Raw genomic sequence first — 17,977 nt, 5'->3', positions numbered from 1 at the left:
GAAGGAGGTGAATGTTGAAATGGCAGTACGTATTCGTCTGAAACGCATGGGTGCTCACAAGGCTCCTTTCTACCGCGTGGTGGTTTCTGATTCCCGTTCCCCGCGTGATGGTCGTTTTATCGAGGAAATCGGTTATTACAATCCGGTTGCACAACCGGTTGAAGTTAAGATCGATGAGGAAAAAGCTCTTCAGTGGCTTCAAAACGGTGCGCAAGCATCCGATACCGTTCGCAACTTGCTGAGCAAAGCGGGCGTTATGAAGAAGTTCCATGAGCTGAAGCATCAGAAATAAGACTGATCGCGAGGGTTATCTATGGAAGAATTAGTTCGCGTTATTGCTAAGGCTTTAGTGGATCATCCAGAAGATGTGACTGTAAAGACAGTTGAGAAGGAGCATCTGATTGTATATGAGCTGCACGTGCATCCTGACGATGTCGGGAAGGTCATAGGCAAGCAGGGGCGTATTGCCAAATCACTGCGTACAGTCGTAACATCAGCGGCAGTCAAAATGGATAAACGGGTGACCGTTGATATCATTTCTTAAAATATACGAAAGGGGGTTAGGATGCATGTCCTAGCCCTTTTTCGTACATGCTGAAGAAACCGGGGTTACCCTCATGTCAGCGATCATTCATTATGTGTGCAGGAGGAACACCATGTCAGAGAAGTTACTTACGGTAGGTAAAATCGTAAACACGCACGGCATTCGCGGAGAAGTCAAAGTGATGCCGTATTCGGATTTTGCAGACCAGCGATTTGCGAGCAAAAGTCAGCTGCACATCGTTCCGGAGCAGGGAAGCCCGATTGAGGTGACGGTGGACACGTCCCGCTTTCATAAGAATATGTATATTGTGAAATTCAAGGAGCTTCACGGCATTAACGAGGTCGAGAAATTCAAGGGAGCTCTCTTGAAAATTACGGCCGATCTTCAAGAGGAGCTTCCGGAGAACGAGTATTACTTCCATGAAATCATCGGATGCCGTGTCGTCACGGATGAGGAGCCGCCCGAGGAACTCGGCGTCATCTCCGAGATCTTGACCCCGGGTGCTAATGATGTCTGGGTCGTAAAGACACCGAAGGGCAAACAGATTTTGCTTCCGGCAATCCCTGATGTCGTGCTAGATGTGGATAAAGAAGCCAAGCTGGTACGTGTTCATCTGATGGAAGGGCTGTTATAAACAATGAAGATCGATGTGTTGACACTGTTCCCGGAGATGTTCGATGGCGTTTTTCATTCGAGTATTCTGGGCAAGGCTGCCGAGAAGGAGATTGTGAAGCTGAACGCCATCAACTTCCGTCCTTATGCGGGCAATAAGCACGGTACAGTGGATGATACTCCGTACGGCGGGGGAGGCGGTATGGTGTTGAAGCCGGACCCGATCTTCGCAGCGGTGGAGGATATCTTGTCAAGGACAGAGCTTCCGGAGGGACAGGACTCGCCCCAAGCGAATGCTGATGCTTTCATGGAACCCGGAGAGCAGAAGCGGCCGCGGATTATTCTGATGTGCCCGCAAGGGGAGACCTTTACCCAGAGCAAAGCGGAGGAGCTGTCGCAGGAGGAGCATCTCATCTTTATCTGCGGTCATTATGAGGGCTATGACGAGCGAATTCGGGAACATCTCGTGACCGATGAGCTGTCCATCGGGGATTATGTTCTCACCGGCGGGGAGCTGCCGGCCATGGTGATTATCGATTCCGTCGTCAGACTTCTGCCTGGTGTGCTGGGCAATGAGACATCGGCCGTAACGGACTCGTTCAGCACCGGACTGCTTGAATATCCGCATTATACCAGACCGGCTGAATTCCGCGGCTGGAAGGTCCCGGATATTCTGCTCAGCGGGCATCATGCCAATATCGACCAATGGCGGCGTGAGCAGGCGCTTCTGCGCACATGGCAGCGGCGTCCCGAATTGCTGGAGCGGCTTGAGCTGTCCAAGAAGGATCAAGCCTTTCTGGACAAGCTGCGCAGCAAAGCGGAAGCACCAACCGAATCATAGCATTGAGAAAGAGGCCTGGAGTAAAAGGGCCTTTTTTTCGTTTTTCTCATAATACAAAGGCCGTGCTTTACATACAGTAATGATAGTCTGACTTGTTGAGAGGGTCATGAAATCGTACGGTGTCCATGGCACGGCTGCTTCAGTTGCCGGCATATTCTATAAGGATGAGTACTGTGCTTTAAGTAGTTTTATGGGGAGCGACAACGGAGCGTAGGGGTGAGAAGGACTTATGCGGGGGAGAAGAAACGGCGGGCGGCTGAGAGCAGGAATCCAGGAGGTTGGAACAGGCACAATTCGAGTAAGGAAGGCGCAATTGACCCAGTATATTACGTTGACGGAGCAGATAGCAGGATTGCTCAACGCCTTCGCGCAGCAGCCGGAATACGAGGATTTTACCAGAATCAAGACGACGCTGCAAAGCTTGAATGAGCTTGTCTCCGGGATGGGATTTACGTCTAAGGAGCGACGGGTTTTCCGGCAGAGTGTGCAGCAGGTAGCTACGATTCCCAATACGAATAACTTGCCGCATATATGGACGAGAATCGATGCCGTGCTTGCTCTGATTCGGTCTTACGGGGAGCGCATCGGTGTTGGAGAGGTGATTATCCAGGCTTTAACCGGTTTACAGGATGTTGCTCCGGGAGAGGGAATGTCCGGCACCGATCAAGCAGAGCCAGTGAATCTGACGAACCCGTCCCGGCTTGATCGTACAGCAGCTGATAAAGAGGCTGAACAGGGGACGAGAATGCGTCTTAGCGCCGTCGTGCAAGAGATGGACGAACAGCCGGGCCGCTTCGACGACGACTCCTCTCAGCAGCCTGCACTGCCCAAGCAGTCTACGGAAGAGATGTATACGCTTCAGCAGCCTAATGAGTCGGAAACGGTATCGGAGCGTTTAGATCAACAGCTGATGAGCGGCGCACACGCGCATGCGGGGGAAATCGCTGAGCAGGATAAGCAAGCCAATGCTCCGGAAACGGCACCGCACGCTTTACTGCCTGCCGCAAGGACAAGTTCAGAGGCTGCTCGGAAGGATACCGTCCAGGAGCACCCAGAAGGCTTGCAGAGAAGGCATGAGAAGGAGCCAGGTATCGCTGATGGCCAGGGGCGCACAGCTGCAATAGGGATGTCGGGGCCGACCGTTCCTGAGGGGAAGACATTACCGGTAGCTCCAACAGAACCGGAGGAGGGATCGGGGGAAGAGGAAGCGAGAACAACAGAGACCGTCTCGCCTGCGCCTCAGCAGGGACCTGGCAGCGCCTCCGGAGGAGCAGTGAATCGTCCAGTCGCGGTTACCGGTTCAGCAGGCTTAAACAGGCCTGCAGGGGCCTCTGAATCGATTGAGGATGCCGAGTCTACAAGAGCATCCAGCTCAAGGGGACCGCATGGCCAGAAAAGCGAAACGGATCAAGCAAATCCTGCCCGTATCGAAGCGACCGGACCGGCAGGATCGGGCGTATCCGATCCGGTGGTCGGAGGCACCGTGCTGTATACCGGTGATGGCGGAAGCCAGCATGTCATGCCCCATTCGCCTGTCGCTTTTACCGCCAGTACACTGCAAGGGGTGTCTTTTAACGGCACCGATTCGTTAACGATTAGGTCAGCGGGCTTTTACTACTTGGAATGGAGGATATCACTCCCGCCCGGCCAAACAGCGCCTAGCTCGTTCGGGATTGTAATCGATGGTAATAAGAGCGGCACGGCAGGCCTTTCTTCGAATTCGGGCAAAGCCTTAGTGTCAGGATCCGCCGTCTTGAATTGTAGTGTTGGCAATACCCTTGCCCTTTATAATCGATCGGAGGCAGCAGTAACGGTAAAAGCCTCCCAACTATCGATATCCAAAATCAGAAATTAGTTTGTTGGTGCATCGTTCTATCTGTTGGGTAATAAGTATTTGTGATCAACGAGAAGTACTAGGAGGTATACGGAAATGACGGAACGTACCAATCATTACGAATCCAGCAGCGAAAAAAACGAAAATGCCGATGTCCAATTCCGCACGGTGGACGACATCCTCGAATATTACAGCAAGCGCCATAAAGGCATCCAGGATACAAAAGAATCCGTAAACTAATGAATCCCAAAGCCACTTTCGGTGTTAGCCGGCGGTGGTTTTTTAATTCGGCGATGCCAGGATATGGATGACCGAGGAGGCTGATTAACAATTTCACTTGATTCAGCCCATAAAATATGTTAATATTTCTTTTGTTGTGAGTACGGTGGTCCGCTGCGGATAATGAAGGAAACAATACATGATTTCCGGAAGATGCAAGAACGCCTGTGTGAGAGGAGGGAGTCCTAGATGAATATCGTACAAGCGATTACTCAAGAACAACTGCGCAAGGATATTCCGAGCTTTCGTCCTGGTGACACTTTGAAAGTGCACGTTAAGGTTATCGAGGGATCTCGTGAGCGTATCCAGCTGTTCGAAGGTGTAGTAATTAAACGTCGCGGTGGCGGAATCAGTGAGACTTTTACAGTTCGTAAAATTTCTTACGGTGTTGGTGTGGAAAGAACTTTCCCAATCAACTCGCCAAAAATCGAGAAAATCGAAGTGGCTCGCCGTGGTAAAGTGCGTCGTGCGAAGCTTTATTATCTTCGTGAACTGCGCGGTAAAGCAGCGAGAATTAAAGAAATTCGTCGTTAATTACAAGGCGGTAAAGGGGGCTTGTGCGTATATACAAGCCCCTTTTGTATATCCAAAATTTGCGATAGAACGAAGTAATCGTTAGAGAAGGACGGTGGATTATGCAGAAAAATCATGAGGGAGCAATGGATCCTGGTGTGGAGAAACCAGCCAAGAAGGCAAAGAATGAGTTATTGGAATGGCTGAAGGCACTTCTCATCGCGCTGGTACTCGTTGTTCTGATTCGCTGGCTTCTCTTCAAACCGTTTATCGTACAAGGTCCATCTATGGAGCCTAACTTTGTATCCAATCAAAAGCTGATCGTAAATGAGATCCTGTACGATTTCCGCAAGCCGGAGCGGGGGGAAGTCATTGTGTTCCATGTACCGGACGAAGGCAGGGATTTCATTAAGCGTGTCATCGCCGTTGCAGGAGACACTGTAAAAGTGGAAGGCGATAAGGTGTTTGTCAATGGAGAGCAAATCAATGAAACCTACATACAGGAAGCAATTGATCAGGCCCATGCTGAAGGCAGATTATACAACAATACGGATTTCCCGAATTCCTTCGTAACGGAAGGGGTCGTGCCTGAAGGGCATGTATTTGTGATGGGAGACAACCGGTCGAACAGCACCGACAGCCGGATGATTGGATATGTCCCTTTGGGGGATATTATTGGTCGGGCCGATTTGGTTTTTTGGCCGCTGAAAGATATTGGGATCGTCAATCATTAACGGTTTCGATCTAGTTTACAGTACAAGTTGTTTTCAGAGTATAGTGAGGTGACGACGTTTGACAATACAATGGTTCCCCGGACATATGACCAAAGCGCGCCGCCAAATTCAGGAGAAGCTGAAGCTCATCGATGCGGTCATCGAGCTGATCGATGCCAGGCTTCCACTCTCCAGCCGAAACCCGATGGTTGATGAGATTCTGCAGGGCAAGCCGCGGCTGATGCTCATGAATAAAGCCGATTTGGCGGATCCCGAAGTTACGCGGCAGTGGATCGCTTATTTCAAAGAACAAGGACAGCCGGCCTTCCCGGTTGACGCTTCCACCGGAACGGGAGTCAAGGAGATTCCCGGCCAGATCAAGCTGCTGCTCAAGGAGAAGATCGACAAGCAGATCGCCAAGGGCATGAACCCGCGCGCGATGCGCGTCTTGATCGTGGGCATACCGAATGTGGGCAAATCTACCCTGATCAATCGGCTAGCCGGCCGGAACATTGCGGAGACGGGAGATCGGCCGGGAGTCACCAAGGGCCAGCAATGGATCAAGGTTACCGGCGGCGAGATGGAGCTGCTGGATACCCCGGGTATCCTGTGGCCGAAATTCGAGGATCAGAATGTAGGATACCGGTTGGCCGTGACCGGAGCGATCAAAGAGGAAATTTTGAACGTGGAGGATATTGCGTTCTTTGCAATCAAATATTTCTCCAAGTACTATTGGGACGCGATGAGCGAGCGCTTCGATCTGAAGGAGCGTCCGAGCGATTTCGAGAATCCGGATGAGATCGTGTCCGTCATGGAGGCCATCGGCCGGAAGCGGGGATGCATCGTGAGCGGAGGAAGGGTGGATCTGGAGAAGGCCTCCAGCATCTTCCTGCGCGAGCTGCGTGCAGGGAAGCTGGGCCGCTACTCCATGGAATCCCCATATTAAGCCGTTCATCATAACCGTTCGCATGCAAGAGCTGCGAGCCCGGTAAAGATCAAAAAAAACCGTCCTTCGGTGTTAGCCGACAGGTCGGTTTTTTTTTGTCCTGAAGAATAGTGAAGAGCTGGCAATCCTTAGTCCCCTGTCGATTCGCGAAAGATCGGCTTGGTCTGGATATGGGTGACTTGGTAAGGCTGTGAAGGCTCTTTGATCCGGGATAACAGCATGTTTGCTGCCGTAATCCCCATTTCGTTGCTGTAAATGTGGACCGTCGTCAAATGAGGCTCAACGATGCGCGATTCGTTGGCGTTGTCAAATCCGGTGACGACGATGTCCTCCGGAATGTGAAGGTCTTTGTTTTTGAGCGCTTTCATGACATTCACCGCAATAAAATCATTGGCGCATACGAAGCCGGAAGGCAGATGCTTCATCTCACCCAGCCGCTTGTCCATCCAATCGGAATCGGAGAAAAATTCCCGGTCCGGGTTCAAGACGCACTGGTTAAGGTCCAAGGAAATGCCCTTCTCGTTCAATGCGCGCGTGAAGCCCGTCCAGCGCTCATGGAAGCTTTTGCAATGATGATAATCCCCGATAAATCCTAAAGTTCTGCACCCCTTATCGATCAGCTGCTTCGTTAAACGGTACGTGCTGTGCTCGTTCTCCATCAGCAGCAGGTCGGCCTCCAGATCAGGGTAGAACAGGTCTGCCGCGCAGTCGATGAAGATGGTCGGCAGGCCGAGGCTTGTAATCTTCTTGCTGTACTCCAAATCAAACAGCTCAATGCAGATCATCCCGTCCACCTTGGAGGCCTCGAAATTGTTGGGCAGCATGAGCGAGGCCCGATCGATGTCCCTGACGATATGAATGGATAAATTATAGCCTTCGGCGCTGATCCGCTTCTCCAATCCGCTGATGAGCCGTGAGCCAAAGTGGGAGTTGCTCGGCATATTCGCCGTGAGCAATGCGATATTGCCCGGAGGTTTTGTCATAAGATTGTCCGATTCCATGTACGCAAACTGCTTATATTTTAGCTCGATCGCTTTCTTAATGACCTTATTGCGGGTCTCGTCCGGGATGCTGGCGCTGCCGTTGAGCGCCTTGGACGCCGTGTTCCTAGAAATGCCGAGCGCATCGGCGATGTCCTGGATTGTGACTTTCTCTTTTGCCATGTACGGGAGTTCACCTCGAATTCAAATTCAAACCTAAAGTCCGCAGGGCGGCCGTTATGACTTGCGGCTTGATTACCTTATGTCCAATGTATAATAGATCAGACAAAATAGCAACTTAAACTTTACAAATGCACAATTATATTTACATTTACACACGCTGATAAAGTGATATAAAGCAGGGCAATCAGCCTGGATTTTTTATTATGTATCACTTAACAAGGGGTTTGGGGGGGGGCGTTCCCTACCAAGCTTTAATTCATGATTTAACAGACATTTCAGTGTATAAGCTAAACATATTGAACATTTATTTATTATCAAATGCACAAAAATAAATTTACAAAAGTTATTGACTCGTTGGGCATCCTTTGTTAAATTGTAAAAGCAATGAACAACCGCAGTGGGAAAATGAAAACCCTTACTGTAAACTTTTTTGAGTGAAACGGAGGTAGAAGGTTTGGAAAGCTCGGCAGAAATCGATCAACAGTCTATGGTGCGCAGAGAGAGGCGATCCGCGGGGAAGGGGCTCGAATTCCTGAAAAAAAACTACTTTCTGTACATCCTGCTTGCTCCGGCGCTTATACTGACCCTTATTTTCAAATATGTGCCGATGTACGGCGCGATCATTGCCTTCAAGGACTTCAGCCCGATCAAAGGGATTTTGGGGAGCGAATGGGTGGGGCTGAAGCATTTCGAGAAGTTTCTATCTTCGCCTAATTTCGATGTCATTTTTATGAATACGCTTAAACTAAGCTTTTTCGGCCTCATCTTCAGCTTCCCGGTGCCTATCATTTTGGCGCTGATGCTGAATCAGATCCGCAGAGCATCCGTGAAGAAAAATATTCAGCTCTTCCTGTACGCCCCCAATTTTATTTCGGTTGTCGTCATTGTCGGGATGCTCTTCATCTTCTTGTCGCCGACCGGTCCGATTAACCAGTTCGTGATCTGGATCACGGGCGAGCCTCTCATGTTCATGTCGAAGCCGGAGTATTTCCGATGGATTTATATATTATCGGATATTTGGCAGGGAGCCGGATGGGCATCGATCATTTATGTGGCGGCACTCGCGAACGTCGATCCGGAGCTGCATAACGCTGCTAGCCTGGACGGCGCCAATCTGCTCCAACGAATCCGCAACATCGATCTTCCGACGATCCGGCCGATCATGGCCATCGTATTCATTCTCGCGGCCGGCGGCATCATGTCGATCGGGTTTGAAAAGGCCTACTTGATGCAAACCTCGATGAACCTTCCGGCTTCCGAGATTATCGCAACCTATGTGTACAAGGTCGGCTTGCAATCGGGTGACTATGCCTATTCCGCCGCGGTGGGACTCTTTAACTCGGTCATTAACGTCATCCTGCTGATCTCGGTAAACTTCATCGTCAAGAAACTAAATGAGGGAGAAGGCCTCTACTAGGAAGGAGTTAAATTGTATGGCCGTCAAGCACTCGCGGTTCGACCGTTTTCTGTTAACGATCATCGGAATTTTTCTTACTCTTGCCGTCCTCATCGTCGTCGTGCCGCTGGTTTACATTGTCGTGGCTTCGTTTATGGATCCGACGGTGCTGCTGAGCAAGGGACTCTCGTTTAACTTGTCGGATTGGAGCCTCGAAGGCTACAAAAAAATTCTGTCCAATCCCGCGATGGTTCGAGGGTTCGGGAACGCCGTGTTTTATTCGGCAGCCTTTGCGTTTGTCACCGTAACCGTATCGGTCTGTGCCGGATATGCCCTTTCCGAAAATAGGCTCGCCGGCCGGCATGTATTCATGACCTTGTTTATCATCACGATGTTCTTCGGCGGCGGACTGATTCCTACATACCTGCTGGTAAGGGAGCTGGGCATGCTGAATACGGTATGGGCTGTCATCATACCTGGAGCCGTCAACGTGTGGAATATTATTTTGTCCAGAACCTTCTTCAAGGGCATCCCGAAGGAGCTGAAAGAGGCGGCCAATGTGGATGGAGCATCGGATAAGCGGATTTTCTTCGGAATCGTGCTGCCTTTATCGAAGCCGATCATTTTTGTCCTTGCCCTATATGCATTTGTCGGCCAATGGAACGCATTCTTCGATGCCATGATCTACCTGGAGGATCCGAAGCTGCACCCGCTGCAGCTGGTGCTCCGGTCGATCCTGATCCAAAACCAGGCGGCTCCCGGCATGATCAACGACCAGCTTGCCATGGCAGAGCTGAAGCGGCTGTCCGAGATGATCAAGTACTCCGCGATTGTCATCTCAAGCCTTCCGCTGCTTGTCATGTACCCGTTCTTCCAGAAATACTTCGAGAAAGGCGTCATGGTCGGTTCCTTGAAATAGGCACCCCCTGAGCATAAATAGCAATGATATGGAGGTCATTCGAATGAAAAAGACAAGAACCCAAAGAACCGCAGGCAAGGTCATGTCGATATCGGCGCTCGCTGCGCTGCTGCTCCTTTCCGGCTGCGGCGGGGGCGGCAAGGCGGAGAGCGAATCGCCGGACGGGAAGGTAACGCTCAACTTCCTGACGCAAAGCTCGCCGCTTGCGCCGGCCGACCCGAACGACAAATTGATTAACAAGCGGCTGGAGGAGAAGACGGGCATTCATATCAACTGGAAAAATTACACCAGCGACGTTTTTGCGGAGAAACGGAATTTGGCCGTAGCCAGCGGCGATCTCCCGGACGCGATCTTTGACGCCGGATACGGCGATTACGATCTGCTGAAGCTGGCCAAGGACGGGGTCATCATCCCCGTCGAGGATTTGATCGACCAGCATATGCCGAATTTCAAAAAGGTGCTGGAGCAAGCCCCGGAATACCGAAGTTTGATTACGGCACCGGATGGACATATTTATTCGTTTCCGTGGATCGAAGAGCTGGGATCCGGCAAGGAGCGCATTCAATCGGTCGATAACTTCCCGTGGATCAATGTCGAGTGGCTGAACAAGCTCGGGCTTGAGATGCCAACGACGACCGAGGAGTTGAAAGAGGTGCTGATCGCGTTCAAGACGCAGGACCCGAACGGAAACGGGCAAGCGGATGAAATTCCGCTGTCGTTCATCAATAAGCCGGGCGGCGAGGATCTGACCTTCCTTTTTGCATCATTCGGGCTTGGAGAGAACTGGGATCATACCGTGGTCACCGACGATGGAAAGGTCGTCTTCACCGCAGCGGAAGAAGGCTATAAAGATGCCGTGAAGTTTGTGAACGAGCTGTACGAGGAAGGACTTATCGATATCGAAGCGTTCCAGCAGGATTGGAACACCTATCTCGCCAAAGGCAAAGACCATCGATACGGATTGTACTTCACTTGGGATAAAGCGAACATTACCGGCATGAACGATGCCTATGATCTGATGCCGCCGCTTGCCGGTCCGAGCGGGGAGAAGAATGTCACCCGAACGAACGGAATCGGTCTTGACCGCGGCCGAATGGTCATTACAAGCAGCAACAAGCATCTGGAAGAGACCGCTAAATGGGTCGATCAGCTGTATGAGCCGCTGCAGTCGGTACAGAACAACTGGGGGACATACGGAGACGATACGCAGCAGAATATCTTCGAGCTGGACGAGGAGAAGGGAATGCTGAAGCATCTTCCGCTTGAAGGAACCGCCCCGGTCGAACTGCGTCAAAAAACGAGCATTGCGGGGCCGCTCGCAATCCTCGACGAATATTACGGCAAATATACCACGATGCCGGATGACGCGGCATGGAGGCTGAAGCTGATGAAGGATGTTATGGTACCGCATATGAAAGCGGAGAATACGTATCCGAAGGTGTTCTTCTCCATCGAGGAGCTGGACCGGTTGTCCACCATCGAAACGGATTTATTCCCGTACCTGGAGAGAATGCGCACCGAATGGTACCAGAACGGAAAAATCGATCAGGAATGGGATGACTATCTGAAGGAGCTGGATCGTCTTGGACTGCAGGAATGGCTGTCCATCAAACAGGCGGGATATGATCGCAGCACGAAATAAGGACTCAGCAGCCGTGCGGTTTCCGAATATGGCTCACGGCTGCTCTTTTATATGACTACAACTAAAGGAGCACAGATCATGTCAACGATTACACAGGATAACTACCGGGGCGTATATCATTTTTCCCCGAAGCAGAATTGGATGAACGATCCGAACGGGATGGTCTTTTTCAAGGGAGAGTACCATTTATTTTATCAGCATCATCCGTTCGGTACGACTTGGGGACCGATGCATTGGGGGCATGCGGTCAGCAAGGATTTGGTGGCATGGGAAGAGCTTCCGATCGCGCTCTTGCCCGATGAGCATGGCATGATATTTTCCGGAAGCGCCGTTGTCGATTGGCACAATACGACCGGGTTCTTCGATGACGAGCCGGGACTGGTTGCCATCTTTACGCATCATGTCGAAGCTGCCGGCGGCACCGAAGTCAAGCAGTATCAAAGCCTCGCTTACAGCAAAGACAGCGGGAGGACGTGGACGAAATATGCTGGAAATCCGGTACTGAAGCATGAGAGCTACGTTGACTTTCGCGATCCCAAGGTATTCTGGCATGAAGAGACGAAGAGATGGGTCATGATCGTGGCATGCGGACAGACGGTCTGCATCTTTACGTCTCCTGATTTGAAGGATTGGGCTTTTGGAAGCGAGTTCGGTGAAGGGATCGGATCCCACGACGGGGTATGGGAGTGTCCGGACCTGTTCCCGCTGCCGGTCGGCGAAGGGATGACGAAGTGGGTGATGCTCGTTAGCATCGGCGACAATCCGGCGTATGCCGAAGGCTCCCGAACGCAGTTTTTTACCGGTGAGTTCGACGGAGCGTGCTTTAAGCCCGATGAAGCGTCGGCTAGCCGGATCCGCTGGCTCGATCACGGACGGGATAATTATGCCGGCGTCAGCTGGTCGGATATCCCGGAAGCCGATGGCAGGCGTCTATTTATCGGCTGGATGAGCAACTGGAAGTATGCAAACCAGACACCGACTTCCGGCTATCGGGGGGCCATGACCACGGTACGAGAGCTGGAGCTGGAAGAACGCGACGGCGTGGCCGAACTGATTCAGCAGCCGGCGCGTGAGCTGGAGCGTTACCGGAGACCGGTTGTGTCCATTGAGCGGGCAGACGCAGCTACGGTGGCTGCAAAGCTGTCGAAGCTCCGGCTGGACAGCTATGAAATCCATGCGGTCATCAAAGCTGACAGCGCCATTGCGTTTAAAATAAGAACCGGGCCGGAGCAGGAGACGGTCATCGGGTACAGCGGCCCGGCTTCCGAGGTTTATGTGGATCGATCCAGGTCCGGCATCTCGGATTTTCACCCTGCGTTTCCCGGAAGACACGCAGCGCCATTGAAAACCAAGGATGAGCATGTGGAGCTTCGGATATTGGTCGACCGTTCCTCCGTCGAAGTGTTTGCAGGCGGCGGTCAGATCGTCTTCACGGACCTGATCTATCCGGATAAAGCATCGATGGGCTTGACCGTAGAAGCGGACAACGCCGAGCAAGCAGAAGTGATCCGATCTCTTCGTCTCTACGAATTATCGTTGTAACACGCAAAAATATATAGCCAGGTTAGGAGCATGAAGGTATGCGTATCGGAGCAATTGAGGCAGGAGGCACCAAGTTTCTCTGCGGCGTTGGCAATGAGCTTGGGATCATGGAGGATGTCGTCCAATTTCCGACAGAGCATCCGGATGTTACGCTGTCCCGCGTCATTTCCTATTTCAGCGAAAAAAATGTGGATGCGATCGGCATCGGTTCATTCGGCCCGATCGATTTGAAGCCCAGCAGCACTACATACGGGTTCGTGACAACGACGCCGAAGCAGGGCTGGGGACATTGCGACGTGCTCGGGAAACTGAAGAAACATTATGATGTGCCATACGGTTGGGATACGGACGTGAACGCGGCAGCCTACGGCGAAATGGTGTGGGGAGCGGCAAAAGGCTTGGGCAGCTGCGTTTATATAACGATCGGTACCGGCGTAGGGGTCGGCGTATATGCCGAAGGCAGGCTCGTCCATGGACTGGTTCATCCGGAAGGAGGCCATGTCCTGATAAGACGCCATCCTGACGATGAATATGCAGGGGCTTGTCCTTATCACGGAGATTGCTTCGAGGGCATGGCTGCCGGCCCGGCGATCGAAGCGCGCTGGGGCCTGAAAGGCGATCAGCTGCCGGCAGACCACCCGGCCTGGCCTATGGAAGCCTACTATATCGCCCAGGCCGTTACAGGGATCATTTTGACGCATTCCCCGGAGAAGATCATTCTGGGCGGCGGCGTCATGCAGCAGGCCCATCTGTTTCCGCTGGTCCGTTCCGAAGTTCAACGGATATTAAACGGCTATGTGCAGGCGGATGAAATTATGAACCGGATCGAGGAATATATCATTCCACCCGGTTTGGGCTCTCAAGCCGGACTTTACGGTGCGCTGGCACTGGGATTAAAGGCGATTCAAGACCGCCGTTCCGCCGTTTAGCAGCGTTTTCTTATGCGATGGCTGCTCTGCAGCCGCAGGGCAGCTTTCGTCATAGGGACGGGGAAGATTACGAAAAAGGAGTGCAAGATCATCAGCTGCGAATAGGGAAGTTTTAAATACAAGGTTGGATTTGGAGGGAGTATGATGAAATGGTTCGCAAAATTAATCCTGTCTCTAAGCTTGGCTGTCGTGATGGCTGCTTCGAACGCAGCAATATCGTTCGGCGCTTCCAATTCGAGCTTGGATACCCATGCCAGTTTGGTTACCCAGCTGGACAGCGCAGCTTCGGAAGCTGCAGAAGGGAAAAGCGCGATGATTAATGAAAGCGCAATCAACTCGAATGTAACGGGATGGAAGCTGCATGGCAAAGGGCGGATGGAGGTAACAGGGGAGGGACTTCGGCTAACATCGGATCCGCAAGAGAATGTGATGGCCATATCGGAAACGGTCGCCGACGATTTTATTTATGAGGCCGATGTTATGGTAACGGATCCCCAGGCAGATGCCACCCTTCTGTTCCGCTCCGGTGAAGACGGGTGGAGCTCGTACATGCTGCAGCTCGCTCTCGGTGCCGGCGTTATCCGCCTGAAGGATGCTAGCGGCGGGGAAGGTGTCCTTAATGTCGAACGGAAGGTCGAAGCGAAACCGGGAGACATATACCATCTGAGAGTCAAAGCGGAAGGAACCCGGCTTCAGGTTTACTGGGGGCAGCAATATGAACCGGTCATTGATACGGAAGCCGCTGCGCATCGGACGGGCCGCCTCGGGCTGCACGTCTGGAACGGTTCAGCGCTGTTTCAAAACATCCGAGTCAGCGATATGTCTGGCAATACGTTGGAGCCCATCTCCTCCCAAGGATTATGGCAGCCGGATTTGAAGGGGCTCAAGGGCACGGGAGCGGACGGGCTGGAAGCCAAGAAAGTATTCCGGAACCAAGAGGCGGATGTTGTGCTTGAAGGCGATCTGATCCTGAACGGGCAAGGCTCGGCCGGCTTATTATTCAGAAGCAATGCGCAGGGAACGGAAGGGTATGCCGCTGTTCTTCAGCGAGAGGGGGAGCGGGTAAGGGTCTATTTAAAAAAGGCCGACGGGACGATCCTTCACGAATCCCGTGTGACTTATCCGAGTCAACGGGAAAGCCGGCATCATCTGGAAGTAAAAGCGATCGGGGAACGGATTCAAATATTCGTAGACGGTTATGAGCCGGCTGCGATCGACATGGTCGATACGGCCTTCCCTAGCGGATATCACGGTGTTATGGCCAGCTCCGGAATCGCTTATTTTCAAGACGTTTATATAACGCCCTATGCCAGCTACTATACCGAGAAGTATCGGCCGCAGTATCATTACAGTCCGATTCGGGGCTCGGCAAGCGATCCGAACGGACTGGTATATTTTGAAGGGGAGTATCATCTCTTTCACCAGGACGGCGGACAGTGGGCGCATGCCGTCAGCCGGGACCTGATTCATTGGAAACGGCTGCCGATTGCCCTGCCATGGAATGATCTCGGTCATGTCTGGTCCGGCTCCGCGGTTGCCGATACAACGAACGCTTCGGGTTTGTTCGGAAGCTCCGGAGGCAAAGGACTGATCGCCTACTACACCTCCTACAATCCGGACCGGCATAACGGCAATCAAAAAATCGGCCTAGCATACAGCACCGACCGCGGACGGACATGGAAGTACTCGGAAGAGCATCCCGTTGTCATTGAAAATCCGGGGAAGACCGGCGAGGACCCAGGCGGATGGGATTTCCGCGATCCGAAGGTCGTCCGGGATGAGGCCAATAATCGCTGGGTGATGGTTGTATCGGGCGGCGACCATATCCGGTTGTTCACCTCTACCAATCTGCTGAATTGGACCTTGACCGATCAATTCGGATACGGAGCTTACATCCGCGGAGGCGTATGGGAATGTCCGGACCTGTTTCAGCTTCCGGTCGAAGGGAGCAAAAAGCGCAAATGGGTGCTGATGATCAGCACCGGTGCCAATCCGAACACGCAGGGCTCCGATGCCGAATATTTCATCGGTGACTTGACGCCCGAAGGCAAATTCATTAACGACAATCCGGCAGGCACTGTCCTGAAGACGGATTGGGGCAAAGAATACTATGCATCGATGTCTTTCTCCGATATGCCGGACGGGCGAAGGATCATGCTGGCCTGGATGACCAACTGGGATTATCCTTTCAGCTTTCCGACAACGGGGTGGAAGGGGCAGCTGAGCATTCCGAGACAAGTGTCGCTTAAGGAGACGGAGGAGGGAATCCGGATGCATCAGACTCCGATTGAAGAGCTCGCTCAGCTCCGAAGCCCCGTTCTGCACATCACCAACCGCGAGGTGGGGACTTCCGGCGAAAATCTGCTCAAAGGGATCACATCAGGCGCTTATGAAATCGAGGCGGAGCTGGAGCTGCCGCCAACCGGAGCCGCCTCCGAATTTGGGTTCCGGCTGCGTGAAGGTGACGGGCAGAGGACGCTTGTCGGTTACCGCGCAGCCGGCAGCAAGATGTTCGTAGACCGCTCCGCATCCGGCATGACGGATTTCTCAGACTTGTTCTCTACGCTGCACGAAGCCCCGCTCAAGCCTGAAGGCAACCGGATCAAGCTGCGAATATTGGTGGATGAATCCTCGGTAGAAGTGTTCGGCAATGACGGCAGGGTCGTATTCTCCGATGTCATCTTCCCGGATCCGGCCAGCAGAGGCATGAGCTTTTACAGTGAGGGCGGGAAGGTGAAGGTGGTATCGCTTCAAGTCCATGCATTGCAGCATATTTGGAGGGAGGATGAGGCGAAAGAGCCGCGGGTCGTTATGGATACCGAGACGCTTGAGCTATCCTTGGGACAGACCAAACCGCTCTTTGCTTCCATTGATAACGGACAGGGTAAAGGGGCTGACGGGATCGTTTGGTCGTCGAGCGATCCAAAGGTTGCGGAGGTAACGTCATCTGGACATTCGAGCACGGTCATCGTGGCGAAAGGAGAGGGAACTGCCCTCATTACCGCCTCGACGCCGAACGGAAAAGTATCGTCCGGCACGCGCGTGAATGTGACCAGCGGCGTCTTTCATACGAACCTTACCGGTTGGATGTCGGACGTATCCGCATCCCGATGGGTGCTGACCAAGGACGGCATCCGGGGCAGCTATACCGGCGATGCCGCATATATGTCGGACGTATCCGCAGGCAATTTTACGTATGAGGGAGAAATAAGGCTTGGAGACAGCGGGGGTGCCGGATCCCTTCTATTCCGTGCCAGTAGGGACGGTCGCAGCGGATATTATGTGAATCTCGATCCGAATCTCAAGGCGATCCGGCTGTTTTACAAGGTGGAGGGGAGGTTCGAGGAGCGCCAGGTGCTCGCAAGAAAGGCGTCGTTTCTTCAGTCGGGAAGAACGTATCGGATTAAAGTCGAGGCGAACGGACCGCATATCCGGGTAGAGGTGGATGGCCAGGAGCTCGCGGACTTGGAGGACGGCACATTTGCTGAAGGCCGCTTCGGCGTGCACGTGTTCGGCGGCCAAGCGGCTTTCCAGCATCTCTATGCCAGCCATATGTCGAATGCCGAGCTTGAAGTGACCAAGATTGAAAATGCCGCCATGCCCAAAGCGCTGCATGCAGATCGTTCCCAGAACGGGGAGCCGGTTACGGTGCAAGCCCCTGACGGATCGGAGCATCAGCAGTGGGTGCTCGTTCCGGCAGGGAGCGGGACCTATTCGATTCGAACGCTCGAAGGGAAGGCGCTGGATTTGGACACGGGCCAAAATCGGCTTCAACTTTACAGCTACCTCGGATTCAACAACCAGCGCTGGAGGCTTGAACCCAATCAGGACGGAACCGTGGCTATTGTTTCTCCCCATAACGGGCAAGCGCTGGAAGTGACGGAAGACGGCACGAAGCTCCAGCTTGGCGAACCGGCGGGGCAGCGCAGGCAAGCGTGGAGGCTGGAGACGCCGTAACTCAAATAGCAAGGAACATGAGGACGCCATGTCGAATAAGAAAAACATGTTCGTTTCCTCCCTTCGGTATCCTGTAAGGAATGAATATAAATCAGGGCCGTTTCGAACGTTTACTAGTTAATCTAAACGGGGAAAATACGCAGCCAA

16 protein-coding genes are annotated in these 17,977 nt (G+C 52.6%); 15 read left to right on the top strand and 1 reads right to left on the bottom strand.

The window, feature by feature from the left end:
• The first annotated feature begins 19 nt into the window (after positions 1-19).
• From rpsP to ylqF, 9 genes are all read left to right on the top strand, one after another.
• Positions 20-292, top strand: a complete 273-nt coding sequence (gene rpsP, locus NST08_RS19250) for a 30S ribosomal protein S16 (RefSeq protein WP_007132101.1) — start codon at positions 20-22, stop codon at positions 290-292.
• Between the two features lie 21 nt (positions 293-313).
• Complete coding sequence (locus tag NST08_RS19245) at positions 314-544, top strand: KH domain-containing protein (protein WP_007132100.1); 231 nt, start codon at positions 314-316, stop codon at positions 542-544.
• A 112-nt stretch (positions 545-656) separates the two neighbouring features.
• Positions 657-1,178: a ribosome maturation factor RimM gene (gene rimM / locus NST08_RS19240; RefSeq protein ID WP_007132099.1), complete on the top strand. Its 522-nt coding sequence runs from the start codon at positions 657-659 to the stop codon at positions 1,176-1,178.
• Positions 1,179-1,181: 3 nt separating this feature from the next.
• The gene (gene trmD, locus NST08_RS19235; protein WP_007132098.1) at positions 1,182-1,997 is read left to right on the top strand and encodes a tRNA (guanosine(37)-N1)-methyltransferase TrmD; all 816 of its coding nucleotides are present in this window, start codon (positions 1,182-1,184) and stop codon (positions 1,995-1,997) included.
• Between the two features lie 229 nt (positions 1,998-2,226).
• A complete protein-coding gene (locus tag NST08_RS19230; protein WP_007132097.1) occupies positions 2,227-3,852 on the top strand; it encodes a collagen-like repeat preface domain-containing protein in 1,626 nt (541 codons plus the stop codon).
• 75 nt (positions 3,853-3,927) lie between these two features.
• On the top strand, positions 3,928-4,071 hold the full coding sequence (locus NST08_RS19225) for a hypothetical protein (RefSeq protein WP_007132096.1): 144 nt from the start codon (positions 3,928-3,930) through the stop codon (positions 4,069-4,071).
• A gap of 228 nt (positions 4,072-4,299) precedes the next feature.
• The gene (gene rplS, locus NST08_RS19220; protein ID WP_007132095.1) at positions 4,300-4,644 is read left to right on the top strand and encodes a 50S ribosomal protein L19; all 345 of its coding nucleotides are present in this window, start codon (positions 4,300-4,302) and stop codon (positions 4,642-4,644) included.
• Between the two features lie 101 nt (positions 4,645-4,745).
• Positions 4,746-5,357: a signal peptidase I gene (gene lepB, locus NST08_RS19215; protein WP_007132094.1), complete on the top strand. Its 612-nt coding sequence runs from the start codon at positions 4,746-4,748 to the stop codon at positions 5,355-5,357.
• Positions 5,358-5,415: 58 nt separating this feature from the next.
• The gene (gene ylqF / locus NST08_RS19210) at positions 5,416-6,282 is read left to right on the top strand and encodes a ribosome biogenesis GTPase YlqF (RefSeq protein ID WP_007132093.1); all 867 of its coding nucleotides are present in this window, start codon (positions 5,416-5,418) and stop codon (positions 6,280-6,282) included.
• A 128-nt stretch (positions 6,283-6,410) separates the two neighbouring features.
• On the opposite strand, the gene NST08_RS19205 is transcribed toward ylqF, so the two are convergent.
• The gene (locus tag NST08_RS19205; RefSeq protein ID WP_007132092.1) at positions 6,411-7,445 is read right to left on the bottom strand and encodes a LacI family DNA-binding transcriptional regulator; all 1,035 of its coding nucleotides are present in this window, start codon (positions 7,443-7,445) and stop codon (positions 6,411-6,413) included.
• A gap of 487 nt (positions 7,446-7,932) precedes the next feature.
• On the opposite strand from NST08_RS19205, the gene NST08_RS19200 reads away from it, so the two are divergent.
• From NST08_RS19200 to NST08_RS19175, 6 genes are all read left to right on the top strand, one after another.
• On the top strand, positions 7,933-8,862 hold the full coding sequence (locus NST08_RS19200; RefSeq protein ID WP_050954082.1) for an ABC transporter permease: 930 nt from the start codon (positions 7,933-7,935) through the stop codon (positions 8,860-8,862).
• 16 nt (positions 8,863-8,878) lie between these two features.
• Positions 8,879-9,760: a carbohydrate ABC transporter permease gene (locus NST08_RS19195; RefSeq protein WP_007132090.1), complete on the top strand. Its 882-nt coding sequence runs from the start codon at positions 8,879-8,881 to the stop codon at positions 9,758-9,760.
• A gap of 43 nt (positions 9,761-9,803) precedes the next feature.
• Complete coding sequence (locus tag NST08_RS19190) at positions 9,804-11,402, top strand: ABC transporter substrate-binding protein (RefSeq protein WP_007132089.1); 1,599 nt, start codon at positions 9,804-9,806, stop codon at positions 11,400-11,402.
• A gap of 78 nt (positions 11,403-11,480) precedes the next feature.
• Complete coding sequence (locus tag NST08_RS19185) at positions 11,481-12,944, top strand: glycoside hydrolase family 32 protein (RefSeq protein ID WP_210094704.1); 1,464 nt, start codon at positions 11,481-11,483, stop codon at positions 12,942-12,944.
• Positions 12,945-12,982: 38 nt separating this feature from the next.
• The gene (locus tag NST08_RS19180; protein WP_210094703.1) at positions 12,983-13,873 is read left to right on the top strand and encodes an ROK family protein; all 891 of its coding nucleotides are present in this window, start codon (positions 12,983-12,985) and stop codon (positions 13,871-13,873) included.
• 144 nt (positions 13,874-14,017) lie between these two features.
• Entirely contained in the window at positions 14,018-17,830 is a 3,813-nt protein-coding gene (locus NST08_RS19175; RefSeq protein WP_210094805.1) for a GH32 C-terminal domain-containing protein, read from the top strand.
• Positions 17,831-17,977 lie beyond the last annotated feature (147 nt).

Source organism: Paenibacillus sp. FSL K6-1566 (assembly GCF_038050475.1).
Lineage (GTDB): Bacteria > Bacillota > Bacilli > Paenibacillales > Paenibacillaceae > Paenibacillus_AQ > Paenibacillus_AQ lactis.
The sequence above is the reverse complement of the archived record's forward strand: the minus strand, read 5'-3'. Positions and strand labels throughout refer to the sequence as shown.

Coding starts and splice junctions, on each gene's coding strand:
- rpsP (WP_007132101.1), top strand. CDS start 20: ATGGCAGTACGTATTCGTCTGAAACGCATGGGTGCTCACAAGGCTCCT.
- NST08_RS19245 (WP_007132100.1), top strand. CDS start 314: ATGGAAGAATTAGTTCGCGTTATTGCTAAGGCTTTAGTGGATCATCCA.
- rimM (WP_007132099.1), top strand. CDS start 657: ATGTCAGAGAAGTTACTTACGGTAGGTAAAATCGTAAACACGCACGGC.
- trmD (WP_007132098.1), top strand. CDS start 1,182: ATGAAGATCGATGTGTTGACACTGTTCCCGGAGATGTTCGATGGCGTT.
- NST08_RS19230 (WP_007132097.1), top strand. CDS start 2,227: ATGCGGGGGAGAAGAAACGGCGGGCGGCTGAGAGCAGGAATCCAGGAG.
- NST08_RS19225 (WP_007132096.1), top strand. CDS start 3,928: ATGACGGAACGTACCAATCATTACGAATCCAGCAGCGAAAAAAACGAA.
- rplS (WP_007132095.1), top strand. CDS start 4,300: ATGAATATCGTACAAGCGATTACTCAAGAACAACTGCGCAAGGATATT.
- lepB (WP_007132094.1), top strand. CDS start 4,746: ATGCAGAAAAATCATGAGGGAGCAATGGATCCTGGTGTGGAGAAACCA.
- NST08_RS19205 (WP_007132092.1), bottom strand. CDS start 7,445: ATGGCAAAAGAGAAAGTCACAATCCAGGACATCGCCGATGCGCTCGGC.
- NST08_RS19200 (WP_050954082.1), top strand. CDS start 7,933: ATGGTGCGCAGAGAGAGGCGATCCGCGGGGAAGGGGCTCGAATTCCTG.
- NST08_RS19195 (WP_007132090.1), top strand. CDS start 8,879: ATGGCCGTCAAGCACTCGCGGTTCGACCGTTTTCTGTTAACGATCATC.
- NST08_RS19190 (WP_007132089.1), top strand. CDS start 9,804: ATGAAAAAGACAAGAACCCAAAGAACCGCAGGCAAGGTCATGTCGATA.
- NST08_RS19185 (WP_210094704.1), top strand. CDS start 11,481: ATGTCAACGATTACACAGGATAACTACCGGGGCGTATATCATTTTTCC.
- NST08_RS19180 (WP_210094703.1), top strand. CDS start 12,983: ATGCGTATCGGAGCAATTGAGGCAGGAGGCACCAAGTTTCTCTGCGGC.
- NST08_RS19175 (WP_210094805.1), top strand. CDS start 14,018: ATGAAATGGTTCGCAAAATTAATCCTGTCTCTAAGCTTGGCTGTCGTG.